Here is a 26,893-nt window from a genome sequence, read left to right as displayed (position 1 = left end):
TCTATCGATTTAAGCTCTTAAGACTGTTTTTAATCACTGCACATGGAAGAAAATAAGCAAAACAAAAAAGGGGATTATTCTGCCAGTAATATACAGGTTTTAGAAGGTCTGGAAGCTGTGAGGAAAAGACCGGCAATGTACATTGGGGATATTGGGTTGAAAGGGCTTCACCACATGGTTTGGGAAGTCGTGGATAACTCTATAGATGAAGCATTAGCGGGCCACTGCGACACCATTACTGTTGAAATCAATACAGATGAATCTATCACTGTAACTGATAATGGTCGTGGTATTCCAATTGACATCCACAAAAAAGAAAATCGAAGCGCATTGGAAGTCGTGATGACTGTCCTTCACGCCGGTGGTAAGTTCGATAAGGATACTTACAAGGTTTCAGGTGGTCTCCACGGGGTAGGTGTATCATGTGTGAATGCCCTATCTTCCAATTTGGTAGCTACTGTGCATCGTGACGGAAAAATCTATAGACAAGAATACAAAATAGGTGTGCCTCAGGCTCCTGTTAAAGAAATTGGTAAAACTGATATTAGCGGAACGATCATCCAGTTCAAGCCTGATATGGATATTTTCAGCGCCAATCACTACAATTCAGAAACCATCGCTTCCAGGTTAAGGGAGTTGTCATTCCTGAATGCTGGAATTACCATACACATGATAGATCATCGGAATCTTGATGATAACAATGAACCAGCAAAGGAGACCTTTCATTCGGAAGGTGGACTTTCAGAATTTGTAGCCTATCTGGATTCTACGCGCGAAAGCCTAATACCTGAACCTATTTACATGGAAGGTAGTAAAGGAGCAGTTCCGGTAGAGGTAGCGATAAGCTACAATACATCCTATACTGAAAATGTGGTTTCGTATGTTAACAATATCAATACCATTGAAGGTGGTACGCATGTTTCAGGATTCAGACGTGCCTTGACACGAACCCTTAAAAGCTACGCGGATAAGTCAGGATTGCTTGATAAAGTAAAGGTTGAAATATCCGGTGATGACTTTAGAGAGGGCCTTACGGCAGTGATTTCCGTGAAAGTAGCCGAACCTCAATTTGAAGGTCAAACCAAGACCAAGCTTGGAAACTCTGATGTGATGGGAGCTGTCGACACTTGCGTGAGTGAAATACTCAATGAGTATCTGGAAGAGCACCCAAAAGAGGCTAAGCAAATCGTTTCTAAAGTTATCATAGCTGCTCAAGCCAGGCATGCAGCTCGTAAAGCTCGTGAGATGGTTCAGCGCAAAAACGTGCTTTCCGGAACCGGACTTCCGGGTAAACTCGCTGATTGCTCTGATAAAGACCCTGCAGTATGTGAGCTTTATTTGGTAGAGGGTGATTCTGCAGGAGGGTCAGCTAAGCAAGGAAGAGATCGTAAGTTTCAGGCCATTTTGCCACTTAGAGGTAAAATTCTAAATGTAGAAAAAGCACAGGAGCACAAAATATACGACAATGAGGAGATCAAAAACATGATCACCGCGCTCGGTGTTTCATTTGGTACAGAAGAAGATGAAAAAGCGCTGAACATGGCAAAACTTCGATATCATAAAGTTATCATCATGACAGATGCTGATATTGATGGAAGCCATATCCGTACATTAATATTGACATTCTTTTTCAGATATATGCGAGCCCTCATTGAAAAAGGATACTTGTATATCGCATTACCGCCACTTTATTTAATCAAGAAAGGAAAGACTGAGCGTTATGCCTGGTCGGAAGATGATAGGGTGAAAACGGTCAAAGAGGTTGCTCCTAACGGAAAAGAGGATGCGGTAAGTGTGCAGCGATATAAAGGTCTTGGCGAAATGAATCCGGAGCAATTATGGACTACCACGATGGATCCTGCACATAGAGCTCTTAAGCAAGTAACTATAGAGTCAGCTGCGGAAGCAGATCATTTATTCTCAATGCTAATGGGTGACGAAGTAGCGCCACGTCGTGAGTTTATTGAGAAAAATGCGAAATACGCCAAAGTTGACGTATAAACTTACTTGGATAAAAGTATCTGATACATTGCCTGGATGAACTTCCAAATTACGGCGAACGTAAAGAGGATAGCTGAACCAAAAGCGAAAATGATCAGAAGAAAAAAGTCTAAAATTTTTTCCATATAATCTTCAGGTTAATCAATTATTCAATATACGTTTTTATTAACCGGAAAGATGAAGATATGTTAAACTAATTTTCAGTTATGAAATATAATTTTATTAAGAAAGTATTTTTCCTACTATTATTTGGTTGTTACGCGTCGATTTCATACTCACAGAACTACTGGCAGCAAAGAGTTGAGTACAAAATGGATATTGATTTTGATGTGAAAAACCATCAGTTTACAGGTTCTCAAACATTAAAATACTATAATAATAGCGCTGATACGCTTGATAGAGTATTTTACCACCTATACTTCAATGCTTTCCAGCCGGGCAGCATGATGGATACCCGTAGCAGGACAATTGAGGATCCGGACGGGCGTGTGATGGATCGTATTTCAAAATTGGATGATTCAGAGATCGGGTTCCACAAGATCCAATCATTAAAACAGGATGGTAAACCATTAGATTATCAAGTTGAAGGGACTGTTTTAGAAGTTTCTTTAGCAGACCCTATTCTACCGGGCGCAACAACGATTTTCGATATGAATTTTCAAAGTCAAGTGCCTGTTCAAATCCGCCGTAGCGGCAGGAACAATGCAGAAGGTATTGACTACAGCATGGCTCAGTGGTTTCCAAAAATGGCAGAGTATGATGAGAGAGGCTGGCATGCTCACCCGTATGTAGCTCGTGAATTCTATGCACCCTGGGGGGACTTTGAAGTAAACCTCAGTATTGATAAGAATTATGTGGTTGCTGCCACTGGTATTCTGCAAAATCCAAATGAAATTGGGTATGGATATGAAGATGAGGGTGTTGATGTGAAGAGGAAAGAGAAGAAAATAACCTGGAAGTTTAAGGCTGAAAGAGTTCACGATTTTGTGTGGGCAGCCGACCCTGATTACACCCACACTACAGCTATGGTTGACGGAGGCCCAGAGTTGCATTTCTTCTACCAAAAGGGAGTAAAAACTCAAGCGTGGGAAGAGCTTCCGGCATTAACGGCTAAGGCTTTCGAATACATTCAAGCAAACTTCGGCGAGTATCCTTATCCTCACTATTCTGTCATTCAAGGTGGTGATGGTGGAATGGAGTACCCGATGGCTACCCTAATTACCGGAGAAAGAAGTATACAAAGCCTACTTGGTGTTACCGTTCATGAGGCCTTACATAGCTGGTACCAGGGATTGTTAGCGACGAACGAAAGTTACTACGCATGGATGGATGAAGGATTCACTGAGTATGCGGAAACGAAAACAATTGCGAACTTAAATAACTCCCAGAACATTTGGGACAGCAAATACAAGGCTTATTTTTATCTGGTAAATAGCGGCAAGGAAGAGGCGATGAGTACCCATTCTGATCACTATTCTACAAATTTTGCCTATTCACTGGCAGCCTACACCAAGGGGGCGGTAGCCTTAGCACAATTGAACTACATTATAGGTGAGTCTGCAACAGCCTCTGCACTGAAGAAATACTACTACCAGTGGAGATTTAAACACCCGGAAATGTATGATTGGATTCGGGTTTTTGAAAAAGAGTCTGACATTGAATTAGACTGGTACCTGGACTATTGGGTAAATACTACACACACCATTGATTACGCAATAGGATCGGTATCAGAGGCAGAGGGAAAAACAATAGTTGACCTTGAAAGAAAAGGGAAAATGCCTATGCCAATGGACGTTTATGTCACTTTTGTCGACGGATCCCGGAAAATATATTATGCTCCGCTTTCAATGATGCGTGGCGAAAAAGAAAACGAATCTGGATTGGAAAGAGTGATTCTTCCGGACTGGTCATGGACACATCCCACCTATCAGTTTACAATTGAAAAACCACTTGCTGAAATCGAATCTATTAGGATTGATGAAAGTGGATATATGGCAGATGTGAACAGGGGAAATAATATCTGGGAGAAGGAATAACCTTCTTCCAGTTTTTAATTTTCTGATTTCTCTACTTTCCCTTTTATGGTAATTATTTGTGTAGGTGTTACTGGGTCATTTGAGTAAATCGTGATCGACTTGTACTGATTTCCCTGCATCTCAGAGGTATCAAACGAGACTTTAAGCATTTGGCTTTTTCCTTTTTTGATACCTTTCTTTTTTAAATCATAGGTAATACATCCACAGTTTGACTTCACTGCGCGTAACTCGAGCTTTTCCTTACCTGTGTTTGTTAGCTCAAATTCCGATTCCAAAACTGCGCCGGCAGCTACCCTTCCAAAATCATAAGATCTGCTTGAAATTTCAAGCTTAGGCGCATTGTCCAATTCTTCGGCTGTCATTTCAGGGAAGTATTCCTCAATAACGGCAATTACTGATAAGTCTTCCTCCGAGTTAGCACTGAGCTTAATATTGTCACTCACAAACCCAAAATCATTCTTTTTAACAGGATCATAGGTGATTTTAATCTGCCCTACCTCTCTTGGATTTAGAAACTCCTGCATCAAAGTAACTTCAATATGATCCGGGATTATCATTTCTTCCGGATTCAAAACAGCTGTGGTGTCCGAATAATTGAATACATCAAATGTTTTTTCAACCGGTTTTTCTGTAGTGATTTTGCCAATATTTAAGCCTCTGTATTTCAGCCTAAAATCACCCGCCAATACTGGAAACTCTTCTTCTGGGGTTTTTGGTTTTGTTTTTACAAAGCCTGAAATGTATAAAGTTTGATTCGATGATGCATCATTGGTTGTGATTCGAAGCGATTTCCTAAACTTTCCCGGCCTGTTGCTAGGGTTGTATTTTGCAATTACGAATCCTGAGTCTCCCGGCATTACCTCCTCTTTTGTCCATCCAGGTGTGGTACATCCGCAAGAAGCTTTCACGTTTGTGATTTTGATTGGTTCTTCACCATTATTCACAAAGTTAAATGTATATTCGGCTGATCCACCCGCTTCATGAATATCCCCGAAGTTGTAATCAGTTACTTCAAACACCAATTTTGACTGACCAAATGCTGTAATAAAACCCAGCATGATGATCGCAGAAAAAAAATCCCTCATTTTCAATTTCATTTTACAGTTTCCCCGGCTCAAATACAAAGCCTCAAATTATATAGGTTTGCACAAATTTTTAAATAATGGCACGAATACTCACAGGTATCCAAAGCTCTGGTAAACCTCATTTAGGCAACCTTTTAGGGGCTATTATACCCGCTATAGAATTATCTAAAAACAAGGATAATGAATCCTTCTTTTTTATAGCGGATTTACACTCCCTTACCACCATCAAAGATGCGAAACTACGCACAGAAAACGTAAACGCAGTTGCAGCCGCTTGGTTGGCTTGTGGGTTTGATACTTCAACCAATACCTTTTACAGACAATCCAGAGTACCTGCATGCTGCGAGTTAACGTGGTACCTTAATTGTTTTACACCTTTCCCAATGTTGGCCAACGCGCACTCGTTTAAAGATAAGTCCGATCGATTGGCAGATGTGAATGCCGGATTGTTTGATTACCCTGTATTAATGGCATCCGATATTTTACTTTATGATGCCAACTATGTGCCTGTTGGGAAAGATCAAAAGCAGCATTTGGAAATGACCCGTGATATTGCTTCTGCGTTTAATCATCAGTTTGGAGAAACATTTGTTATCCCCGAATCACTTATAGATGATACTGTGATGACCATACCTGGCACAGACGGTCAAAAAATGAGCAAGAGTTATGGAAATATCATCGATGTTTTCCAGCCGGAGAAAAAACTAAGAAAAAACGTCATGCAAATCGTAACCGATAGTACCCCTATCGAGGAACCTAAAAATCCGGATACATGTCATGTTTTTTCCATGTACAAATTGCTTGCATCGGATAGTCAGGTGAATGAAATGCGTAAGAAATATGAGGGTGGCAACTATGGATATGGCCATGCTAAGCAGGAGCTCTTTGAGCTTTTGTTGGATAAGTTTAGAGGTGAGCGAGAAAAATATGATTACTATATAAACAACCTGGATGAGCTCGAAAATGAACTCCAGAAAGGTGAGAAAAAAGCAGCTGAAATAGCTGAAAAAGTTTTAACGAGAGTAAAGAAAAAATTAGGCTATGCCTGAGATAAGGGAAATGGAAGCAAGACAAAAAGCAAACAATTGGCTAAACGCAGCTAATATGGACGAGACATCTCAAAAGGAGATTCTGGAGCTTTTAGAATCGCCCGAGGAGTTAGATGAATCATTTCTTCAGGACTTGGAATTTGGAACAGGAGGTCTAAGGGGAATTATGGGAATTGGAACCAATCGAATAAATAAATATACGGTTGGGATGGCGACCCAGGGCTTTTCGAATTATCTGAAAAGTGAATTTTCAAGTGAGGTCAAAGTGGCAATTGCTTATGACAGCAGAAACAATAGCAAGCTCTTTGCAGAAACCACAGCTAATGTTTTTTCAGCGAATGGAATTAAAGTATTTCTGTTTGAAGATTTAAGACCAACTCCCGAGCTATCCTTTGCTATTAGACACCTGGATTGTAAAGGGGGTGTCGTAATCACCGCTTCACACAATCCTAAAGAGTATAATGGATATAAAGCGTATTGGTCTGATGGTGGACAGTTGGTTCCCCCTCATGACAAAAATGTCATAAAAGAGGTCAATAAAATACAATCCATTGATGAGATTAATTTCACCGCTAACCCTTCTTTAATCAGTAAAATTGGTGATACGCTTGATAGGTCTTATCTGGATATGATTAAGGGTTTGTCTTTATCCCCGGATGCCATCCGGGAGCATGGTGACATTAAGATTGTCTTTTCATCTATTCATGGAACGGGAATAACCATGGTACCGAGAGCTCTTCAGGAGCTTGGCTTTACCAATATCCATGTAGTTGAGGAACAAAAAGTCCCTGACGGTAATTTTCCGACTGTCATTTATCCCAATCCTGAAGAAACCGAAGCAATGTCTTTGGCATTGAAAAAAGCGGAAACCACCGATGCGGACATTGTGATGGCAACAGATCCTGATGCTGACAGGGTAGGAATTGCAGTAAAAAATACAAAAGGTGAATTCCAACTTTTAAACGGAAATCAAACCGGAGCACTTTTGGTATACTACCTGATTGTTAAAACCAATGAAAAAGGGCTGAAAGGCAATGAATACATTGGTAAAACAATTGTTACGACTGAATTGATCCGTGATATTGCACAAAGCTTCAACGTCAATTGCTATGATACGCTCACAGGCTTTAAATGGATCGCTGATTTAATTCGTACTAAAGAAGGCAAAGAATTATTCATTGGTGGTGGCGAGGAAAGCTATGGCTATATGATTGGCGAAGAAGTACGGGACAAAGATGCTGTAGCCAGTAGTGTGATGATTGCAGAGCTTTCTGCCTGGGCAAAACAGCAAGGATTAAGCGTCTTTGAACTGCTTATAGAGATATATAAAAAGTATGGATTCTACTATGAGGAACTCAAATCAATTACTAAGAAGGGGATAAAAGGAGCGGAAGAAATAAGAACAATGATGGATGATTTTCGATCACAACCTCCTCACACTTTAGCGGGATCACCAGTCACTCAGATCATTGATTATCAGGAAGGAATAATAAATCATACCAATGGAAAAAAGGAGCCGATCAGTTTTCCGAAATCAAACGTTCTTCAATATCTTACAGAAGATGGAACGAAAGTAAGCATTCGACCTTCAGGCACGGAACCGAAAATTAAATTCTACTTCTCTGTTAGGGGAGGATTTGAAAGTGATAACTACTTCGAAGCAGAGAAAAATTTAAAAAATAAAGTCCATAACTTACTGAAAGACTTGAATTTGTGATCCTACACTAATATAATTGGATTAAATAAATCAAAAGTGTTAATTTGCGAAGACTAGAAACTATATTTAGACTAGTCTTTCAAACAGGAGTCACCAATCTAACCGAAAACTGAATTGAGTAGCGTAGCATTAAACTTTTTTCTTGTTGTTGTAGGGTTTGTCCTACTGATCAAAGGGGCTGATTACTTGGTCAATGGAGCCTCTTCTCTTGCTAAAAGATTCAATGTCTCTGATATAGCCATCGGTCTTACCGTGGTAGCTATGGGTACCTCAGCACCGGAATTAGTGGTCAATATAATCTCCGGATCTGTACAAGATGCTGGAAGTGGCGCTAATGAAGTGGTTTTTGGTAACATCATCGGTTCCAATATTTTCAACATATTCTTGATACTGGGTATATCTGCAATCATTTACCCACTCACCGTAGAGCGAAACGCGCTATGGAAAGAAGTTCCTTATTCTCTATTAGCCACTTTTATCTTTTTTATTCTAGTTAATGATGTGCTTTTCTTTGATGGGGACATAAACTCCCTCGGTGTGAAAGATGGTATCGTGCTGCTGATCATGTTTGCACTTTTCCTTATTTACATCTTCATGAATTTGAGTAGGAATCCTGAAGCAGAAGTTGAGGATATTGAGATTCACGGAAGCTTGAAGACGACCATCATGATTGTTCTGGGAATAGTAGGCCTGGTATTCGGGGGAAATCTTATTGTCGAAAATGCCGTAACGATTGCAAAGTTTTATGATGTAAGTGACAAGATGATCGGCCTGACCATACTTGCTGCCGGAACATCATTACCGGAACTGGCAACATCTGCAGTAGCTGCCTTCCATAAGAAATCAGATTTAGCTGTTGGGAATATAGTAGGATCCAACATTTTCAATTTGCTACTTGTCCTAGGCACCACAGCAATTGTTCATTCGCCACTTGTCTACACCCCATCACTTAATACTGATCTTTATATTGTGATGATCGGAACTTTGATGCTGTTCCTGTTCATGTTTACACTCAATAAATACAAACTTGACAGGGCAGAAGGTATGGTTTATCTGATTGGCTTTGTGGCTTACTCATATTACCTTTTTGTAAGGGAAGATATCCTTCCAGGATTATTTTAAACAGCTTTTATCATGTTACCAAAAATTGACCCAACGACGACCAAGTCCTGGGCAAAACTCGACGAACTTGCTCGTAACAAAGCAAATATTAGTGATTTGCTAAAAGACAAATTTCGCAATGATCAGCTTACATTCGAATCAGGTGATTTTTATTTCGATTTTTCAAAAAATGAAGTTTCAACCGACATACTTCAGCAGCTAGTTGGATTGGCCGAAGAGTGTAAACTACCTGAAAGCATCAAACGCATGTTTGAAGGAGATGAAATAAACGAGACAGAAGAAAGGTCAGTACTACATGTAGCACTGAGGGGAAAAGAAAGCGAAGAAGCAAATCGCGAGTTAAAAAAAATACAGGTTTTCTGTAACATGCTACATTCTCATGAGTGGCTAGGGTATACCGGGAAAGGAATAACCGACGTGGTAAACATAGGGATTGGAGGGTCAGACTTGGGACCTAAAATGGTTACTTATGCCCTGAAACCATATTGGAAAAATATTGAGCCACACTTCATTTCAAATGTAGATGCAGCACAGCTTGATGAAACACTGGAGAATCTAAATCCAGAATCCACCCTGTTTATTATTGCTTCAAAGACATTCACTACCCAGGAGACCATTACCAATGCGTTCTCAGCCCGTGATTGGTTCCTTAAAAATGGCGGCAGTGAGCAAACGATTGCCAAACACTTTGTGGCGGTCAGCACAAACGAAAGGGCAGTGAATGATTTTGGCATATCCAGTGAAAACATGTTCGAATTTTGGGACTGGGTAGGCGGTAGATTTTCTCTTTGGTCTGCAATTGGGTTAAGTATTTCTTGTACAATTGGTTATGATCAGTTTGAGGCACTGCTATCCGGCGCTAAAGCAATGGATGATCACTTTAGAAAAGCCAAACTATCCGAAAACCTGCCTGTAATTTCAGCTCTTATTGGTATATGGTATAATAATTTCATGGCCTACCATTCTATGGCTATTTTACCATACGATCATAGGCTGAGATACCTACCCTCCTACCTACAACAGGTAGATATGGAGAGCAATGGAAAATATATTGATCGAGCCGGGAATAAGGTGAATTACCAGACGGGACCTTTAATCTGGGGTGAGCCCGGAACAAATGGACAACATGCCTTTTATCAATTGATCCATCAGGGTACTAAAGTGGTACCATGCGAGTTTATAGGCATTGCCAATCCGGCCCATGGTTATGCAGATCATCATGAAAAACTCTTGGCCAACTTCTTTGCCCAATCGGAGGCACTTTTGACTGGAAAAACTAAACAACAGGTTCTTGAAGAAGTTGAAGATGGTGCAAATCCGATTTTAGTTAATTCTAAGGTTTTCGAGGGGAACAGGCCATCCACAAGTATCCTCATAAAAGAACTCTCTCCTAAAAATTTGGGGAAACTAATCGCTTATTATGAGCATCGCGTTTTCGTTCAGGGAATTATTTGGAATATTTTCAGCTTCGACCAGTGGGGCGTAGAACTGGGCAAGCAGCTTTCAAAACCTATCCTGACTGAAATAAAAGAAGTGAAAGATGGCAAACACGACCCTTCAACTCAGTCATTGATGCAGGTTTACCGATCCATGCGTAAGTGATTCGCGATTATTCCTGTTGCAATACCTACATTTAAGGATTCAGCGTTTCCCAAACGGGGAATGCTTATAAACTCAGAGGTATATCTTCTGGAGATTTCACCAATACCGTGAGATTCACTCCCCATTACAATCACCTTAGGTTGCTCAATAGCTAGTTTTTCTATTGCAGTCCCTTTCATATCTGCTGAAAGGACTTGTAATCCATTTATATCATAGAACGCTTTCAAATCAGTTGAGATTACCTTCACTCTTGTAAATGATCCCATCGAACTATTAATCACTTTAGGATGGTAAAATTCCGCACAGTCTGTTGAGCAAATAAGCTGATTGAAGCCAAACCAATCCAAAGTTCGAATGATCGTACCCATATTCCCAGGGTCACCAACACCATCTAACACAAATAAGTAGTCATTAAATTGAACGTTTTCCAACGTCCAACTTTTCATTCGAGCAATAGCGATTGCATCCTCATTGGTTTTAAAAGTGCCCAACTGTCCCAATAAATCTGCTTTTACAATTTCATTTCTATGCTTTGCGCTTTTCAAATTCAAAGAAAAAAACTCCTCCGTTCCAACCACCATTTCAATTTCAAAATCAGATTGAACCAACTCTTGCACATTTTTTGCGCCTTCTATCAAAAAGCATTCCTCACGAGTGCGGTACTTCTTAACTTTGAGCGATTTTATAAATTTCTGATCCTTCCTAGAGAGCATCTGATTTGAAGCAATTTTTTAAACTAAGCCAAATATCATTATTCGCAGGCATATTCTTAACCTCATGCCTTGGCTCTAAGTTTTTAAAAGGTGATGAGCACATTCTAGCTAAACAAAAAGTTGTTGGATTATCCGGTTCATTGAAAGATAATGCCAAGGCCCTCTATGAACAACAAAATAATAGTCGAATCCTTTTTGGATACCCATTTACCCATCTGGCCCACTTGTATCAACTCGGAGAAAATGGATGGATATTTCCCGGTTATAATCAACAGAAAGCAATCGCCAAAAGGGACTCGCTGGCAGTAAAATTTGATAGCAAAATTGCAGCCGCCAGCACGGATAAGAAAAAGCAGAAGCTTCGCAATAAAAAGGCAAAAAAATACGACAAAAAAAACAGGAAAGTAAAACAAGGAAATCAATTGATGAGATGGGGTGAGCCGCTAGCCATCTACAATCACGGTAGCACCCGGCTTACGTCAGAAAAAATTGATCAATTCTTGGCCGCAAAAGGCTACTTTGATGCTAAAGTTCGAATTGATACTGCAACCTACGATAGTTTGAGTTCTGTTGGAAAATTTGGCAGGGATCTTAGAAACTGGGTAAGCGGATGGTTTGGAGCGAAGGATGGCTACATCAATCTGGAATATCAGGTTAATCTGAATTCAAGGTTTGTGATTGATTCTATCCAATATCAAATTGAAGACACGGTGCTCCGTGCGTTGATTTTTGAAAATATCGAAGAATCCCCGCTGAAAAAAGGGTACTATGACCAGGAAATTTTAAGCGAAGAACGGGACTTCATCTACAACCTGGCAGTCAATAACGGATATTATGAATTTTCAAAGCAATTTATAGGCTTCCAAATCGACTCCTTGCAGCTAGGGCCTGATTCGCTGATAGTAAGGGAGGTTGTAAAGAACCCACCGGGAGAAAACAATCATAAAATATTCTATATCGACTCGATTGTTTTTATCTCCGAAGCAAGCATCAGCGAAACATACGATCGAACCCAGGAAAAATACAGGGACATTACATTCAGTTTTGCTAAGAATAGATATTCAGAGAAAGTTTTAGAATGGCGGATCTCATTGGAACAAGATGATCCTTACAGCCGGGATTTGACATTGGAAACACAAAGACAGCTATCTTATCTAGATAACTATAAGTTCATAAATATCAATTACGATACAACTGGAAATCATTTTGTAGCTAATATATTCACCTCTCCATTTGATAGATTTCAAACATCCAGTGAGTTTGGCTTGTCCAGAACACAAGGAAGGCCTGGGCCATTTGTCAATATCAACCTCAAGAATAGAAACACTTTTCGCACGCTGGAAATATTGAGTTTTGATGCCAACGCTAAACTTGAGGATTTACGCTCGATCAGGGGCGATAATACAGATTTTGATGGGATATATACTTCACGCCAATTCGGCGCTGAAGGAGCAATAACTTTTCCTCAGTTTTTGTTTCCATTGGGGTCATACTATAAAAACAAAATCGGTAGTTTCAACCCAAAGACCCGGCTATCCCTCAGTTATGCCTTTGAGGATCGGGTAGATGAGTATCGAAGACAAGAGTATACTGCACGCTGGTCTTATAGCTGGCAGGTCAGGGATCAAATAAAATATTCTCTGACACCATTACAGTTAAGTTTGACAGATGCTAATACCATTGGGGATTTTGCTTTGCTCATCGACAGCCTAATTGAAGCCAATAACCCTTATGGCCTTGCGTTCAAGCCAGGTATAGTTAGCACCACTGCTTTTCAAGCGGACTTATCTATTGGCGATTATGCACATGGGCAGGATGGAGGATATGTCCGTTTTAACGCAGAATTAGGAGGTGATATACTTGGTAATTCTATTAATTCCTTTTTTGGGGATAGTTTGGAAACTTATCAGTTTGCTAAAGTTCAAATTGACTTACGTAAGATTGAACGGCTCACCCGAAATACAAATCTCGCCTTTAGGCTTAATATTGGTTTAGCATATCCTTATGGTGATAATAAATCACTGCCATACACAAAATACTTCTTTGCCGGAGGAAGTAGTAGTATACGTGCCTGGAGGCCAAGGCGCCTGGGGCCAGGGGCCTACGGGGAATTTATTGAGCAAAATGACATCATTACTGATGAGGTAGACTATAGAAATGAGCAGCAAGGCAATTTACTGATTGAATCGAGTATAGAGTTACGTCAAAACCTGGTGGGCTTTCTTGATGGTGCCGTCTTCATAGATGCTGGTAATATCTGGCAAGTAAGGGAGTCTTTGGTCGGAGAAGATGTGCATGGTGATGATGGCCTTTTCAGAAAAGATTTTCTTAAGGAGATGGCTGTAGGAACTGGTGTGGGCCTTCGTTTCGATCTGCAGTTTCTTATCTTCCGGGTTGACCTTGGGATAAAACTTATAGACCCGGCTCAAAAGCCAGGGGAGCGTTTTGTGGGAAATGAACTCTTTTCACATTTTAATAGAAACACGGAAATAAACATTGGTATAGGATACCCATTCTAATGGAAGAAATTTCAAAAACAGAAATAGCCAATTGGTTTAAAAATTTGCAGGATAACATTTGTTACTCGCTGGAAAAGCTGGATGGCCAGTCCTCTTTCAAAGAAGATAAATGGGATCGTCCGGAGGGTGGTGGCGGAAGATCCCGAGTCCTAAAAGATGGAAAATTAATTGAAAAAGGAGGTGTAAATTTCTCTGCTGTTTCCGGCCCTACACCTGATAAAATCCTTAAGGCTTTGAACCTACCTCAAGCAGATTTTTTTGCTACAGGTGTTTCCATAGTGCTACACCCACAAAATCCCTGGGTTCCTATCATTCATATGAACGTTCGCTATTTCGAAATGAGCAACGGGGTTTGGTGGTTTGGTGGTGGCATTGATTTGACTCCTCATTATGTGATATCTGAAAAAGCAAGAAATTTCCATCAACATCTTAAAACGACTTGTGACAAACATTCACCTGAATTCTATAAAAAATTTAAGCAGTGGGCCGACGAATACTTTTTTGTAAAACATCGAAATGAAACCCGTGGCATTGGCGGCATTTTTTTTGACAGAATTAATGACAATGACGGAAGGTCAAAAGCCGACCAGTGGCGATTTGTTCAGGATGTTGCAGAAACTTTTATACCAGCCTACAAGGATGCAGTCCAAGACTTAAAGAATAGGAAATGGAGTCAGGAAGATAAAATCTGGCAAAAAATTCGTAGGGGTAGATATGTTGAATTTAACCTGGTGCATGATAAAGGTACCAAGTTTGGTTTGGACACCAATGGGCGTACTGAATCTATCCTAATGAGTCTTCCTCCGGAAGCAAACTGGGAATATGATCATCAGCCAGCAAATGATTTACAAAGAGAAACACTCAGTCTTCTCAAAAGAGGAATTGATTGGATCAATACTTAATACTCCTATTGCACTAGAGAAGATTGAATCTATCCATCAACGACTCTTTGTATGAAGCACCGATTGAGAAGGTTTTCTCTCCAATGTGCACTTGCAAATCTTCTATCTTATCAATCTTATTTCGGTTGATAATGTAGCTTCTATGCACCCTGCTGAAAATACTTTCAGGTAATCGCTTTTCAATGCCCTTCATGGTGTGATGAACAATGTGTTTTTTACCGGAAGCGGTGTTAAATATGACATAATCGGCCAGCGCTTCCACGAACAAAATATTATTATAGCTCAATCTGTAAAGCTTACCATCGCTTTTTACATAAATGTGATCTTCCTGCTCAGCAATCGCTTTCTCCTTCTCAAGGTTTTCTTTAACCTTATTTACCGCCTTTATAAAGCGCTCGTATTCCACTGGCTTCACCAGGTAATCAGCCACTGCATCCTCAAACGCCTCAATGGCATATTCACTCTTTGAAGTAACAAGAATTACATTATATGCATGTTGTAAATCTTTGACCAACTCCAACCCACTCATGCCTGGCATCTCGATATCCAGGAAAACAATATCTACATCATTGGCACTTTCACCCAACAGGATGTCATGTGCTTCCTGCGTATTGTCCAGATCGTGTGTTAAAACCAGTGAGTCAGTCTTATCAATGAATTTTTTTATTACCAGACGCGACATCTTGTCGTCATCCACTACCATGCAATTGAGAGCCATTTATTTTCTATTTACGATTACGTGAATATACTTTCCGATAATATCAAATTCAATATTTACCGAGCTACCAACTGCTAGCTGATTGAAGTTGGTATGTTCAAATGTATATGGAATTATTGCTACAGAAAAGTATTTTTTTTCTACGTTAAAACAAGTTAGGCTGATACCGTTGACACAAATGCTCCCCTTTTCCACCACTAACCCTTCTTCTTTCAACTCAAAACCGAACAACCAGCTTCCATTCTCATCTTTTATTTCTGTCACCCTGGCTGTAGTGTCTACATGACCCTGCACAATGTGTCCGTCAAACCGCCCATCCGCTTTCATGCATCTTTCCAGGTTTACCTGGCTACCCACTTTAAGCTTTCCCAACACTGATTTTCTCATTGTTTCATCAATGGCAGTCACCCAGTGCTTCCCTTCAGCCACTTTGGTCACTGTCATGCACACGCCATTGTGCGATACACTTTGATCAATTTTTAGCTCATCTGAAATTGAAGAAGAGATAATAAAGTCCACATTGGAGCCATCCTGACGAATTTCTTCTACTTTCCCTACAGTTTCAACTATTCCTGTAAACACGCTTGTTAAATTTAAGCTTCAAAATAAGTGAATTGGAAGATACCTACAAGCATAAGGGATTACGAAAGCAATTGGTTTTGGGAATTGCCAAAAAAGGCATAAGGGATAAAGGTGTACTTCATGCCATTAACAAGATTCCACGACACTACTTTTTTGACAAAATCTTTGACTCACACGCATACGAGGATAAAGCTTTTCCCATAGATGCAGGACAAACCATTAGTCAGCCCTATACCGTAGCTTTTCAAACGCAGCTTTTGCAAGTGAAACCGGGAGATAAAATCCTGGAGATAGGAACTGGTTCCGGCTATCAGGCTTGTGTGTTGTTGGAGATGGGGGCAAAAGTTTACACCATTGAATATCAGAAAAAACTCTACCAAAAAGCCATACGATTTCTTCCCAAACTCGGCTATCAACCACACATGTACCAGGGGGATGGATCAAAAGGACTGTCACGCTTCGCTCCTTATGATGGGATCATTGTGACAGCCGGGGCACCAACTGTACCGGATGAGCTCATTCAGCAATTGAAAATCGGCGGAAGACTTGTAATCCCTGTTGGGAACAATGACATACAATCTATGGTTTTGATCCAGAAAGTCGACGAAAACAAAATAAAAAAGAAGCAATTCGACCATTTTAGCTTCGTACCTTTGCGGGGCACAAAAGGCTGGCCCGCCAATGGCGGGGATTAATATTTGAGAAAGTATTTTGCACAGATTTAAATAAGAATCAAAAACTCCCCTCCTTGGAGGGGTTGGGGGTGGGTTACTCACCTCCCGAAAATCAACTTGACAACATGAAAAAGGTAAAAAATTGCAAAGATTCCTTCGTTACAATGACCGAACTGGTCCTGCCAAATGATACCAACGGACTGGATAACCTGATGGGGGGACGGCTCATGCACTGGATGGACATTGCTGCTGCAATTGCCGCACAAAAGCACTCTAACCGAATTGTTGTAACGGCATCCGTTGATAATATCTCTTTCTCTGAGCCAATTAGAAAAAGTAACACGGTTACTATCTCAGCTTTTGTTACCCGTGCCTTCAGCTCTTCAATGGAAGTATATTTAGAGGTAATAGCAGAGGATATTCCCGCTGATAAGAAAGTACATACCAACACCGCTTTTTTCACTTTTGTAGCAGTGGATCAGTCCGGTAAGCCAATAGATATTCCACAGGTAGAGCCGGAAACCGAGTTAGAAAAAGAACTGTATGAAGGTGCACTTAGAAGAAGGCAATTGAGGTTGGTGCTTGGTAAACGCATGAAACCAAGTGAAGCAAAAGAACTTAGGTCTATATTTGATATGGAAGACTGATCCATGGAAAAGGAACACCTGCACTTACTTATTCACGAAGAAATCTACTTGCTATCGCAAGACGAAATCATTAAAGATGAGTCTACTGTTGACGTGTCTGAAGAGGTGCAGGAGTCTAGTCAATTGGCAGAGCCGGAACTTAAGTCTATTGCTGAGAAAAAAGACGAATCCAATTCAGAGGAACAACCAACTAATGAGGATAACAGGGAGCAGGAACAAGAGCCAATACAGGAGCCCCCTGAGATTCCCATCACAGAAGTAGAAGAACCCGAAGAGCTTCCTTTTGCAGTATTCCACAGCAGTTCCGATGAAGCCGAGATAGACTTATTGCACAAAATCATAGATGCCTGCAAAATACCTGGAGACCAATACAAGATATTCAGCAATGGCTTTGATCAGGAAGTGAAATTCAAAAAAGCTTTAGTGTTTGTGCCAGAAGCGAAAGCCTTCTACACTCCTATTCCTTACAAAGGCAGTGAATTCCTTTGCTCGAAACCATTGGCTGATTTAGCTAAGGATAAAAACGAAAAAGTAAAGCTCTGGGGAGCGTTGCAGAAGTTTGTTTCAAGTAGTTGATAACAGTTTTCAGAATGAACAACAACGACATCCTTCGGCGCATTCGGTATACCTTTAATCTGGGTGATGATAAGGTCATCAAGCTATTCAAGCATGGAGGCAAGGATGTTACCCGTGAGCAAATCAGTGACTGGCTCAAGAAAGATGATGACGAATCACAAAAACCAATCTATGATGTAGACCTGGCAGCTTTCCTCAATGGATTCATCATCAAGCATCGGGGTAAAAAAGATGGCGAGACACCAAAGCCTGAGAAGAGCCTGAATAACAATCAAATATTTCGGAAATTGAAAATTGCGCTTGAGCTGAAAGATGAGGATATTATCTCATTAATGGACTTGGCCAATTTTGAAGTGAGCAAGCACGAGATCAGTGCTATTTTCCGCAAGCCTACACAAAAGCAATATCGGGTTTGCAAGGATCAGTTTCTTCGCAATTTCCTTCAGGGTCTTCAGATCAAGCATAGAGGTACAGGCAAACCTGAAGAAGAATCAGAAACAGAAAAACCTCCTGTGCGAATTATCACCCGACCTAAAAGAGATTAGCTACTACTTTTTACTACGAGCTTCTCTTGCCTTTTTTAGTTTCGAACGTGCCTGAAAGTGCAATCCTATGGAGGTAACTACCATGGCACCTCCCAGATAATAGGGTCCTTTAACTACCTGATAGGGTTCGTCCGGGTTGCTGTCTGATATTGATTTCACCAGAGAACCAAGTGCATTCATAGCCAACCCAAGAACAACTATTCCACCTCCCGTAATGCCCAACACATTTCCTGTTGATCGGTTCTTTACTGCCTGATCCAGGTACAGGTTGACGGTAGGATCATCCCAACTGTACGTGCCCGTGTTGAATCCATTTTCGATTAGCCATTTCGTCCGGTTCTTCTTGTATGGGTTTTCCAGCTTCAGAATGGTCTCCGCTTTGGTGGAATCTGTCTCCTGAGCTTTTAATTGAAAGCCGGAAATGAAAATTAAAATAAGTATGAGAGGGGTGGTGAGATGAGGTTTCATACATAGATGTCAACTAATGGTTCTTTCACCCCCATTTTCATTAAAACTTCTTCTCTACATTTCTTAAATCATCTCAGCTGATCAACACAAATAATTAAGCTTTCTGGTTTTAATAGAATTTCACCTCTACCATTTTAGAACTATTCTAATCATAACAGTACTAGCTTGTCTTACTCCTCATTCAATGTCAATGCCGGGTTGGTGCTTGCCCATTTGATTGATCGGATTGCTGTGATGGCGAAAACCAAACCATACGCCATCATCAGTGCTATTGGATACACCCACATACTCATATCGATGACGTATGCATAATCTTCCAGCCAGGAACTCACTACCCAGTAGCTAAACAGGCTGCCCAGGATTGCTGCAGTTAAAACAATAAACCAAAGATCTTGATTTAGAACACCAATGATCCGAACGAGTGAAGCTCCAAGCACTTTCCGAATTGTAAGCTCTTTGGATTTGAGGCCAATGATGTAGATCATAAAGCCTACCAGACCCAGAGCTGATAATCCTATGGCCAACACCGAAAAAGTAATGCTGATCTGACCTGTTTGACGCTCCTTATCATAGAGTCTTTTTATTGCTTCATCCATGAGATCATACTCCATCGGTATGTTGGGTTGGATTTTGTACCACTCATCCTGAATAAGATCGACTACTTCCTGAAGGTTATTGGTATTCGAGCGAATGAGAATATTGGTATTCACAAACTGTGGGTCCGGACGAAGTGAGATAATCTGCGGAGTGATCTTTTCCTTTAACGTGTAAAAGTGAAAGTCTTTAAATACACCTGAAACCTTACGGTGAAGTTCATTTTCAGTGCCGGGTCTAAGAATGATTTCTTTACCTAGCGGATCATCTTGCCACCCATAACGATTGATAAAGCTGTGATTCACCAGTGATACAATCTGACCATCTTCGGATGACTGTAGGACGTCCTTGAAGTTGCCATGTGTGATATCCATTCCCATTACATCGAAATAATCGATATCTACTCCATAAGAAAGTAAGTTTTCGTAGATCTCGTCAGAACCTTCCGGCTTATAAGTCAATGGGCTCATACCATCCCCTATCATCGGGCCAAATGCCACTCCCGCAATTTGAGGATGGGATTGAAGCTGTGTCTTAAAGACCTTGTAGTTATCATAGCTCCCAATCTCGAAGGCATTCCCAATCTTGATCACATTCGTTGCATCAAAGCCCATGTCCTTATTATCAAGAAATTTGATTTGCTGATTCATAAACCAACCGGATATACCTAAGGTGAACAACAGAATAAACTGTAAAAAAATAAGTCCATTTCTATATTTGGTTCCACCTGTAATATTCATCGCTGACTTACTTTTCATCAGCAAATTGACATCTGTGTTACTCAAAGCAAGAGCCGGATAAATTACCGTGATAAAACCAAGTAATGCCAGAAACCCCAATCCTCCTAAAATATAAGTTGAAGAGGTCAACAGCTTATTTTCAAGGCTCACATCCAAAAAGATATTCATTGCAGGAAGCGCAAAACTGAAGCCTATCAGAATAATCGGCACGGTTAGAAGCACCATGCCGAGTGATTCGTAAAACATAGAGGTGATTAACTGCCTTTTAGATTCTCCAAATACTTTTCGAATACCTACTGCACGTCCTTTCCCGAGATAGATTGCAAGAGACAAATTCACATAATTCGTAATTGAAATCAGCAGGATAAGCGCCCCAATGATCAGAAATACTTTCAGTTGCAATGGGTCACCCTTGCCTCCGGAACCAAACGCTGCGTCAGACTCTAAGTAAATATCACGAAGCGGCATTAGCTGAACATCTGACAGCTCATGAAATTCATTTAAAGCCACATCCATGGCCAGGATTTTCTCTACCAAATCTTCCACATTTACATCATTGACCAATTGCAAATAGGTCTGTGTATGAAAGTGCTCTCGTTCATAAAGGGCTGGATTCGTATACATCAAATCAAAATCCAGATGTGTATCAGACCTTAGATCAGCAATAACTCCTGTTACTTTATACTGCAATGTATCCTGACTTAGGATTTCACCTATTGGTGATGCATCACCAAAATATTTCTGAGCAGTAGATTGTGTCAGGACCATCGCATATGGCTCCTCCAGCAAGCTTTCAGGATTTCCCTCTAGTATTTCAAAATCAAATAATTCGAAAAAAGCAGATCCTGGGTTAGTCTGAATGATTTCTGTCTCAGCAAACCTTCTCCCTCCATAGCTCAGAAAAGCCTTGGGTGCATTATTCAAATTCACACGATTAACAACCTCCGGGTATGCACCGGCCATTAACTCCCTGGCATGCTCCACTCCTAGATTCGAAAACCATTGATCACCGTTGGTCTTTCCTTCCATACGGAAAATATTGTCTGATTTTTCATGAAATTGATCATAGTGATATTCATGGTCAGCATATACAATGATGAGTAGCGTGGCAATAAGGCCAAGAGACAAACCCAAAATGTTTAGTGTGTTTAGGCCTCCGGATTTCAGGAAATTTCGAATGGTTAGATGTAGGAAAATACGCATATCGTTGATGTTTACTCAACAATACGGCATTGTTTGATCAGTGTGGAATAACGATTGGTTAAAGAGATATAATGAAAAATTAAATTGGTTAAAAAAGAGTTAAACCTCGTTTCTCTCTTGCCATTTTTAAGAACTTTCCGTTAATTCAATGAAGTCAAATTCATTTCGGATGCATCTTTCTAAAAAGGCGATCACCATTGTCATAGGCATAGCCACCCTGGCGCTTGTGGGGCTATCGGTTCTACAGGTTCAAAACCTGCGCTCTTCACTTAAAACAAATAAGCAGATTTTCCTCCAAAAGGTAGACCTGGCTGCAAGTCAAATCGCTCATGAGTTTGTTACCAGCCCGTTCTATGCAGATGAACTAAACAAAGCTGCTACGAGGGTACAGCAAATCAATCAATTGAATGATGCTGAAACGGATGCATTAATGACAAGCATCATCGATCCTGTTTTTGATGCAAATGGCATTGATCTGGCCTATGAGTACGCTGTATATATGCATAAGCCTGAAAGAGAAGGCTTCAGCTTTGTGATGGGTGATGATGGCGCAAGCCTGGATTTTGAGCTTAAAAACTGCACAAACCCGCAAGAAAGAGGTCATGGCTGGGCCAATCTGACTTGCTCATCCGGTGGTAATATGCACCTTGCTTTATTCTTTCCCGGTCAGGATGCTTACGTATTTGCCCAGTCCAGAGGAGCGTTGATTCTATCCATTGTATTTATCGCTTTGCTAATCGGCAGCTTTGCTTACACTTTAATTGTCATTAGAAAACAAAAGCGGCTGTCTTCCATTAAAAATGACTTCATCAATAACCTGACACACGAGTTTAAAACACCAATTGCTTCCATTTCGCTTGCCACAAGCATGCTGAAAAATGAAAACAATCCGCTCGATGAGGATAAGAAATCAAACTACCTGAACCTTATTGATTTGGAAAGTAAGCGACTAGAGGGACAGGTAGATAAGGTTCTGCAGATTGCGATGATCGATTCAGGTAATTTCACGCTGGAGAAGCAACAACTGGATGTTCACGAAGTGATCGGTCAGGTGATCGAAAGTGTGAAATTGATGGTGAGCAAACGAAATGGCAACATTTCACTTCGTCTAAACGCAACCAAACCAACTGTATTTGCGGACAGAACACACCTCCTCAATATCATTTACAACCTGATAGACAATGCACTTAAGTATACCGTCGATGTACCTGAGATAGCTATCAGCACCTCGGATCACCCACAGGGCATTGAGATTTCCATTAAGGACAATGGAATTGGTATTGGTGAAGAGATTCAGAGTTACATTTTCGATAAATTTTACCGGGCTGAGTCCGGGAATATTCAAAATGCAAAAGGGTTTGGTTTGGGATTGAGCTATGTGAAAAAGATTATAGAAGAACATAAAGGGACCATAGCTCTCCAAAGCAAGCTGAATCAAGGAAGTGAGTTTAGATTATATTTTCCGTTTAGTTAATCATGGGCAAAATCTTACTTGTTGAAGACGATGAAAGCTTTGGGTACATTTTAAAAGAGTACCTGGAGATAAATGACTACACGGTCACATTGGCTACCAATGGTGAAGATGGTCTAAACACATTTAAGCGAAATTCATATGATCTGTGCCTGCTGGATGTGATGATGCCTCTCAAGGATGGATTTACGTTGGCTAAAGAAATCCGTGATGCAGATCCGGACATCCCGTTTATGTTTCTCACTGCAAAAGCCTTGAAAGTGGACAAACTCAAAGGATTCAGATTGGGTTGTGATGATTACATTGTGAAACCCATTGATGAAGAATTGCTGATTGCCCGTATCAAAGCCTTGATCAGACGCTCATCCGCTGAAAATGAATCAACTATAAAAAACTGTAATTACCAGATTGGTAAATATCACTTCGATTTTTCAAATCAGGCACTGTCGTTGAATGGAAAAACGAATAGGCTCACTGAGAAGGAAGCTCGCTTACTACAGCTATTATGTGAAAGTAAACAAGCTATCCTGGACAGGAATAAGGCACTGAAAAGTGTTTGGGGACAATCAGATTTCTTCAACCGAAAAAGCATGGATGTATTTATCCATAAGCTCCGCCAATATCTAAAGGATGATCCTTCGGTACAGATTGTGAATGTACATGGGAAGGGGTTTATTTTGGAGGAAAAATAGAGCTTTTCATTACTTTGTGCTGCAAAACGGTATATTTAATGATATAAGAATGAAAGGATCATAAATCGCGATTTGCACGCGTTTGTGCTCGTTACATTATAGTTAGGTTTCATGCCGTGACGTAGAAAAACCTACCGCACATTTTAGCACATTTGGTTTTTGCCATCGCAACACCAACCCTAAAAAACCAAAAGAGCTAAAATCTTGCCCCCGCTCTTTGCAGTTCGTAAATTTGAACATGGACGTTCATACTCCCGAACAACGAACTAAAAACATGAAGGCCATAAAAAGCAAGAACACCAAAATGGAGGTGAAACTTGCGAAGGAACTTTGGTCGAGAGGTTACAGATTTCGCAGGAATTCAAAATTCGTTTTTGGCAAACCTGACTTCAGTCTGAAGAAATACAAACTAGCCGTATTTGTGGACAGTGAATACTTTCACGGGAGGAACTGGGAAACCGAAAAATTCCGAATTAAGACGAATCGTGAATTCTGGTGGAATAAGATAGAATCCAACATAAAAAGAGATGAATCAGTTAATAAGAAACTTCAAGAATCGGGCTGGAAGGTTCTTCGGTTCTGGTCTGGAGAAGTCAAAAAAAATGTCGATTTTTGTCTGTTAACTATTGAGCAAGAAATACAGATACAAAAAAATGCAGAAATACTCGGAAGTAAAGGAAAAACTCAAGATTGAGGTTAAGAAACCCGATCAGACGGAACTTGCCCATCTAACACATTACTTCCAAAGCTATCACAACGGTGTTTCAAATTATTTTGAGGAACCAGCAATAGAATACGGAAAATCCATTGACCCTTCGGTGGTTAATGAACCGTATTTTCAAGGGTATTTGCCTTTCGATTGGGATATCCCCTTCCCACCGCATCAAAACGGAACTTTCAAGTTTATTGACCTATTCGCTGGAATAGGTGGATTTCGTCTTGCATTTCACAATTTGGGTGGCAAATGTGTGTTTACTTCCGAATGGAATCAATATGCTCAAAAGACTTATCATGCCAACTTTGGAGAAGTGCCTTTTGGTGATATTACCAAGATTGATGAGAAGGAAATTCCCGAACATGATATTTTGATTGCCGGATTTCCATGCCAGCCATTTTCAATAGCTGGAGTATCCAAGAAAAACAGCCTGGGTAAGGCTCACGGATTCAAAGATGAAACTCAAGGCACTTTGTTTTTTGACTTAAAAAGAATAATCGCTGAAAAGAGACCAAAAGCATTCCTACTTGAAAACGTGAAAAACTTGGTTTCCCATGATAAGGGTAACACTTTTAAAGTGATTCAAAAGACGCTCAAAAAACTGCGATACAATGTTCATTTTAAGGTATTGGATGGTAAGTACTTTGTGCCGCAGCATCGAGAAAGAATTGTAATCGTTGGCTTTGATATGGATCGATATAATTCAAAAGATCAATTTGAGTTTCCTGAAATGCCCGAACAAACCCATGCAATTGAAGAAATTTTAGAGCCTAATCCTGATCCAAAATATACCTTATCAGACAAACTCTGGAAATACCTTCAAGACTATTCAGCAAAACATAAAGCGAAGGGCAATGGCTTTGGCTTTGGGCTAGTTGAGCTTGATGGAATCACAAGAACTCTAAGCGCCAGATATTATAAAGACGGATCAGAGGTCTTGATTCCGCAAGATGGACAGAACCCAAGAAGACTAACTCCCAGAGAATGCGCAAGATTACAAGGATTTCCTGACAATTTCGAAATTCCTGTTTCAGATACTCAAGCATACAAGCAATTCGGTAATTCTGTTGTAAGCCCTCTAATGCAAGCGGTTGGAGAAAATATTGTTAACGAACTAGCCAGATTAGATGAGCATATTAGAGAAGGCAATACAATCAGCGCAGCAGGCTGAAATAGCATTTAGCAAATTCATCAAGCCAAACGATACTGGCTCTACTGGCGGTCACCAAGCGGGGTTCCATATGCACAAGAACTCATGGCCGCTGTTTTTTGAAACTCCCGGAGAAAAAGGCGCAAATAAGGACAAATATGTCACGATTCGGTGGCACGATGATTTCGAAACCGAAAGTCGATTTATCTATTATGGCGTTGGTACAAGGGACGAGTACCGATTAACAAGATTTGGGCGAGGCTTTCCTTTTTTGACAGATGATAACGTTGGTGATTTACTCGTCTTGGTAAAAAAGTCCGCTGATTTTTTCGAAGGTTATGTTTTAAGTAGCGATGACGATATTGAGGACTTTTTCGCAGCACTTAATATCTCGTCAACAGAGACGAATGGTATAATTCCAAAACAGATCGAACAGACAGCAGAAGATAGATTGCTTCAATGTTTCATGGCTTATGTCCAATCTCTTCAGATTGATTTTCCTCCGACAATTGACCTTGCCAATAATGCAAGAACTTGTTTTGTTAATTCGTACAACATCACTCCCAACCAAATCAAATCAAACCCTGATAAGGAGCTTCTAAATTGGTTGGAAGCAGAATACGCGCTTTTCAAGACAATTGAAAATGACCGGTATTCAGAGTTAATCCGAACTCCTTTCGAATCGGTGGAAGAACTGGTCAAATCTGCCAACACTATTCTAAACAGAAGAAAGAGTAGAGCTGGGAAATCACTTGAGCATCATTTAGAGGAGATATTCAGAATTTCAGAATTGATTTTTCAAACTCAGGTAACAACTGAAAATAATAAAAAACCGGATTTTCTTTTTCCAAACATTGAAGCGTATAACAATCCTAACTTTGATAATGGCAAATTGATAATTCTGGCATCAAAAACCACTTGTAAGGACAGATGGAGACAGATTCTTAACGAAGCAGATCGCATCCGAACAAAGCATCTATTCACTCTTCAACAAGGAATCTCGAAGAACCAATTGGAAGAGATGAATCAATATGGAGTTCAACTTGTAATTCCAAAGGCGTATTTGTCAAGTTTCCCAGCAGAACATCGGGCTAACATCCTGACTTTGGAACAATTTGTGAGATATGTGAACTCAACCCAACCCTAAACATCCATACACATTGGTAGGTCGCTCAATATCAACCCTCAACCTAAACCTGCCAAAGAGTATGGCTGCCCCCCGCACACAGGCGAACGAACTTACACGAACGCAGAAACAGGACGGAGAAAATGCACGAAAACCTAACAGATGCTAAAAATCCATAGGCTTACTGAGGTGCTTGCAAAGGTTTGTGAGATAAGATACTTTACCGATATTTACAGATGTCCAGCC

General features: G+C 40.4%; 24 protein-coding genes. 17 read left to right on the top strand and 7 right to left on the bottom strand.

Annotated elements, in window-relative coordinates:
* Positions 1-42 precede the first annotated feature (42 nt).
* Positions 43-2,001, top strand: coding sequence for a DNA topoisomerase (ATP-hydrolyzing) subunit B (gene gyrB / locus RIC88_RS12560; protein WP_350217881.1), 1,959 nt, complete (start codon positions 43-45; stop codon positions 1,999-2,001).
* Between the two features lie 2 nt (positions 2,002-2,003).
* Here the strand turns inward: gyrB and RIC88_RS12555 are convergent, their stop codons facing one another.
* Positions 2,004-2,126, bottom strand: a complete 123-nt coding sequence (locus RIC88_RS12555) for a hypothetical protein (protein WP_262485934.1) — start codon at positions 2,124-2,126, stop codon at positions 2,004-2,006.
* An 81-nt stretch (positions 2,127-2,207) separates the two neighbouring features.
* Between RIC88_RS12555 and RIC88_RS12550 the strand changes: the two genes are divergently transcribed.
* Positions 2,208-4,037, top strand: coding sequence for a M1 family metallopeptidase (locus RIC88_RS12550; RefSeq protein WP_350217880.1), 1,830 nt, complete (start codon positions 2,208-2,210; stop codon positions 4,035-4,037).
* A 14-nt stretch (positions 4,038-4,051) separates the two neighbouring features.
* Here the strand turns inward: RIC88_RS12550 and RIC88_RS12545 are convergent, their stop codons facing one another.
* Complete coding sequence (locus tag RIC88_RS12545; protein ID WP_350217879.1) at positions 4,052-5,122, bottom strand: DUF1573 domain-containing protein; 1,071 nt, start codon at positions 5,120-5,122, stop codon at positions 4,052-4,054.
* A gap of 77 nt (positions 5,123-5,199) precedes the next feature.
* On the opposite strand from RIC88_RS12545, the gene trpS reads away from it, so the two are divergent.
* From trpS to pgi, 4 genes are all read left to right on the top strand, one after another.
* Positions 5,200-6,171 carry a tryptophan--tRNA ligase gene (trpS, locus tag RIC88_RS12540; protein ID WP_350217878.1) on the top strand — a complete coding sequence of 324 codons (972 nt, stop codon included), beginning with the start codon at positions 5,200-5,202 and terminating at the stop codon, positions 6,169-6,171.
* Entirely contained in the window at positions 6,164-7,888 is a 1,725-nt protein-coding gene (locus RIC88_RS12535) for a phospho-sugar mutase (protein ID WP_350217877.1), read from the top strand. Before trpS ends, RIC88_RS12535 begins: the two co-directional genes overlap by 8 nt.
* 114 nt (positions 7,889-8,002) lie before the next feature.
* On the top strand, positions 8,003-9,010 hold the full coding sequence (locus RIC88_RS12530; protein ID WP_350217876.1) for a calcium/sodium antiporter: 1,008 nt from the start codon (positions 8,003-8,005) through the stop codon (positions 9,008-9,010).
* Between the two features lie 12 nt (positions 9,011-9,022).
* Positions 9,023-10,612 carry a glucose-6-phosphate isomerase gene (gene pgi / locus RIC88_RS12525; RefSeq protein WP_350217875.1) on the top strand — a complete coding sequence of 530 codons (1,590 nt, stop codon included), beginning with the start codon at positions 9,023-9,025 and terminating at the stop codon, positions 10,610-10,612.
* Here the strand turns inward: pgi and RIC88_RS12520 are convergent.
* The gene (locus RIC88_RS12520) at positions 10,591-11,325 is read right to left on the bottom strand and encodes a TrmH family RNA methyltransferase (protein WP_350217874.1); all 735 of its coding nucleotides are present in this window, start codon (positions 11,323-11,325) and stop codon (positions 10,591-10,593) included. The genes pgi and RIC88_RS12520 overlap by 22 nt on opposite strands.
* 5 nt (positions 11,326-11,330) lie before the next feature.
* On the opposite strand from RIC88_RS12520, the gene tamL reads away from it, so the two are divergent.
* Positions 11,331-13,844 (top strand): translocation and assembly module lipoprotein TamL, encoded by a 2,514-nt coding sequence (gene tamL, locus RIC88_RS12515; RefSeq protein WP_350217873.1) that lies wholly within the window; start codon positions 11,331-11,333, stop codon positions 13,842-13,844.
* Positions 13,844-14,746 (top strand): oxygen-dependent coproporphyrinogen oxidase, encoded by a 903-nt coding sequence (gene hemF / locus RIC88_RS12510; RefSeq protein ID WP_350217872.1) that lies wholly within the window; start codon positions 13,844-13,846, stop codon positions 14,744-14,746. Before tamL ends, hemF begins: the two co-directional genes overlap by 1 nt.
* A gap of 13 nt (positions 14,747-14,759) precedes the next feature.
* Here hemF and RIC88_RS12505 read toward each other — a convergent pair whose 3' ends face one another.
* The gene (locus tag RIC88_RS12505) at positions 14,760-15,464 is read right to left on the bottom strand and encodes a LytR/AlgR family response regulator transcription factor (RefSeq protein ID WP_350217871.1); all 705 of its coding nucleotides are present in this window, start codon (positions 15,462-15,464) and stop codon (positions 14,760-14,762) included.
* Positions 15,465-16,046: a riboflavin synthase gene (locus RIC88_RS12500; RefSeq protein WP_350217870.1), complete on the bottom strand. Its 582-nt coding sequence runs from the start codon at positions 16,044-16,046 to the stop codon at positions 15,465-15,467. It lies immediately after the preceding gene.
* 23 nt (positions 16,047-16,069) lie between these two features.
* Between RIC88_RS12500 and RIC88_RS12495 the strand changes: the two genes are divergently transcribed.
* The 4 genes from RIC88_RS12495 (at position 16,070) to RIC88_RS12480 (ending at position 18,488) form a co-directional block, all read left to right on the top strand.
* Positions 16,070-16,741 (top strand): protein-L-isoaspartate(D-aspartate) O-methyltransferase, encoded by a 672-nt coding sequence (locus RIC88_RS12495; protein WP_350217927.1) that lies wholly within the window; start codon positions 16,070-16,072, stop codon positions 16,739-16,741.
* Between the two features lie 104 nt (positions 16,742-16,845).
* Positions 16,846-17,367: an acyl-CoA thioesterase gene (locus RIC88_RS12490; RefSeq protein WP_350217869.1), complete on the top strand. Its 522-nt coding sequence runs from the start codon at positions 16,846-16,848 to the stop codon at positions 17,365-17,367.
* A 3-nt stretch (positions 17,368-17,370) separates the two neighbouring features.
* The gene (locus RIC88_RS12485; protein ID WP_350217868.1) at positions 17,371-17,943 is read left to right on the top strand and encodes a hypothetical protein; all 573 of its coding nucleotides are present in this window, start codon (positions 17,371-17,373) and stop codon (positions 17,941-17,943) included.
* Between the two features lie 14 nt (positions 17,944-17,957).
* On the top strand, positions 17,958-18,488 hold the full coding sequence (locus RIC88_RS12480) for a YehS family protein (protein ID WP_350217867.1): 531 nt from the start codon (positions 17,958-17,960) through the stop codon (positions 18,486-18,488).
* Between the two features lie 3 nt (positions 18,489-18,491).
* Here RIC88_RS12480 and RIC88_RS12475 read toward each other — a convergent pair whose 3' ends face one another.
* Complete coding sequence (locus tag RIC88_RS12475) at positions 18,492-18,956, bottom strand: hypothetical protein (protein ID WP_350217866.1); 465 nt, start codon at positions 18,954-18,956, stop codon at positions 18,492-18,494.
* Positions 18,957-19,126: 170 nt separating this feature from the next.
* A complete protein-coding gene (locus RIC88_RS12470; protein WP_350217865.1) occupies positions 19,127-21,493 on the bottom strand; it encodes an ABC transporter permease in 2,367 nt (788 codons plus the stop codon).
* A gap of 169 nt (positions 21,494-21,662) precedes the next feature.
* Here RIC88_RS12470 and RIC88_RS12465 point away from each other — a divergent pair, with 169 nt between their 5' ends.
* The 5 genes from RIC88_RS12465 to RIC88_RS12445 all read left to right on the top strand — a co-directional run bounded on the left by RIC88_RS12465 (position 21,663) and on the right by RIC88_RS12445 (position 26,668).
* Positions 21,663-22,967: a sensor histidine kinase gene (locus tag RIC88_RS12465; RefSeq protein WP_350217864.1), complete on the top strand. Its 1,305-nt coding sequence runs from the start codon at positions 21,663-21,665 to the stop codon at positions 22,965-22,967.
* A 2-nt stretch (positions 22,968-22,969) separates the two neighbouring features.
* Positions 22,970-23,656, top strand: a complete 687-nt coding sequence (locus RIC88_RS12460; RefSeq protein WP_350217863.1) for a response regulator transcription factor — start codon at positions 22,970-22,972, stop codon at positions 23,654-23,656.
* Between the two features lie 238 nt (positions 23,657-23,894).
* Positions 23,895-24,350, top strand: a complete 456-nt coding sequence (locus RIC88_RS12455; RefSeq protein ID WP_350217862.1) for a very short patch repair endonuclease — start codon at positions 23,895-23,897, stop codon at positions 24,348-24,350.
* Positions 24,310-25,542 carry a DNA (cytosine-5-)-methyltransferase gene (dcm, locus tag RIC88_RS12450; RefSeq protein WP_350217861.1) on the top strand — a complete coding sequence of 411 codons (1,233 nt, stop codon included), beginning with the start codon at positions 24,310-24,312 and terminating at the stop codon, positions 25,540-25,542. Before RIC88_RS12455 ends, dcm begins: the two co-directional genes overlap by 41 nt.
* Complete coding sequence (locus RIC88_RS12445) at positions 25,499-26,668, top strand: type II restriction endonuclease (RefSeq protein ID WP_350217860.1); 1,170 nt, start codon at positions 25,499-25,501, stop codon at positions 26,666-26,668. Before dcm ends, RIC88_RS12445 begins: the two co-directional genes overlap by 44 nt.
* The last annotated feature ends 225 nt before the right edge of the window (positions 26,669-26,893 follow it).

It is taken from the genome of Ekhidna sp., assembly GCF_040220215.1.
Taxonomy (GTDB): domain Bacteria; phylum Bacteroidota; class Bacteroidia; order Cytophagales; family Cyclobacteriaceae; genus Ekhidna.
The sequence above is the reverse complement of the archived record's forward strand: the minus strand, read 5'-3'. Positions and strand labels throughout refer to the sequence as shown.

Excerpts from the sequence above, each read along its gene's own strand:
- RIC88_RS12485 (WP_350217868.1), top strand. The coding sequence starts at position 17,371 with ATGGAAAAGGAACACCTGCACTTACTTATTCACGAAGAAATCTACTTG.
- RIC88_RS12550 (WP_350217880.1), top strand. The coding sequence starts at position 2,208 with ATGAAATATAATTTTATTAAGAAAGTATTTTTCCTACTATTATTTGGT.
- dcm (WP_350217861.1), top strand. The coding sequence starts at position 24,310 with ATGCAGAAATACTCGGAAGTAAAGGAAAAACTCAAGATTGAGGTTAAG.
- hemF (WP_350217872.1), top strand. The coding sequence starts at position 13,844 with ATGGAAGAAATTTCAAAAACAGAAATAGCCAATTGGTTTAAAAATTTG.
- RIC88_RS12520 (WP_350217874.1), bottom strand. The coding sequence starts at position 11,325 with ATGCTCTCTAGGAAGGATCAGAAATTTATAAAATCGCTCAAAGTTAAG.
- RIC88_RS12475 (WP_350217866.1), bottom strand. The coding sequence starts at position 18,956 with ATGAAACCTCATCTCACCACCCCTCTCATACTTATTTTAATTTTCATT.
- RIC88_RS12545 (WP_350217879.1), bottom strand. The coding sequence starts at position 5,122 with ATGAGGGATTTTTTTTCTGCGATCATCATGCTGGGTTTTATTACAGCA.
- gyrB (WP_350217881.1), top strand. The coding sequence starts at position 43 with ATGGAAGAAAATAAGCAAAACAAAAAAGGGGATTATTCTGCCAGTAAT.
- pgi (WP_350217875.1), top strand. The coding sequence starts at position 9,023 with ATGTTACCAAAAATTGACCCAACGACGACCAAGTCCTGGGCAAAACTC.
- RIC88_RS12555 (WP_262485934.1), bottom strand. The coding sequence starts at position 2,126 with ATGGAAAAAATTTTAGACTTTTTTCTTCTGATCATTTTCGCTTTTGGT.
- RIC88_RS12455 (WP_350217862.1), top strand. The coding sequence starts at position 23,895 with ATGGACGTTCATACTCCCGAACAACGAACTAAAAACATGAAGGCCATA.
- RIC88_RS12480 (WP_350217867.1), top strand. The coding sequence starts at position 17,958 with ATGAACAACAACGACATCCTTCGGCGCATTCGGTATACCTTTAATCTG.
- trpS (WP_350217878.1), top strand. The coding sequence starts at position 5,200 with ATGGCACGAATACTCACAGGTATCCAAAGCTCTGGTAAACCTCATTTA.
- RIC88_RS12445 (WP_350217860.1), top strand. The coding sequence starts at position 25,499 with ATGAGCATATTAGAGAAGGCAATACAATCAGCGCAGCAGGCTGAAATA.
- RIC88_RS12460 (WP_350217863.1), top strand. The coding sequence starts at position 22,970 with ATGGGCAAAATCTTACTTGTTGAAGACGATGAAAGCTTTGGGTACATT.
- RIC88_RS12465 (WP_350217864.1), top strand. The coding sequence starts at position 21,663 with ATGCATCTTTCTAAAAAGGCGATCACCATTGTCATAGGCATAGCCACC.
- RIC88_RS12490 (WP_350217869.1), top strand. The coding sequence starts at position 16,846 with ATGAAAAAGGTAAAAAATTGCAAAGATTCCTTCGTTACAATGACCGAA.
- RIC88_RS12505 (WP_350217871.1), bottom strand. The coding sequence starts at position 15,464 with ATGGCTCTCAATTGCATGGTAGTGGATGACGACAAGATGTCGCGTCTG.
- RIC88_RS12535 (WP_350217877.1), top strand. The coding sequence starts at position 6,164 with ATGCCTGAGATAAGGGAAATGGAAGCAAGACAAAAAGCAAACAATTGG.
- RIC88_RS12470 (WP_350217865.1), bottom strand. The coding sequence starts at position 21,493 with ATGCGTATTTTCCTACATCTAACCATTCGAAATTTCCTGAAATCCGGA.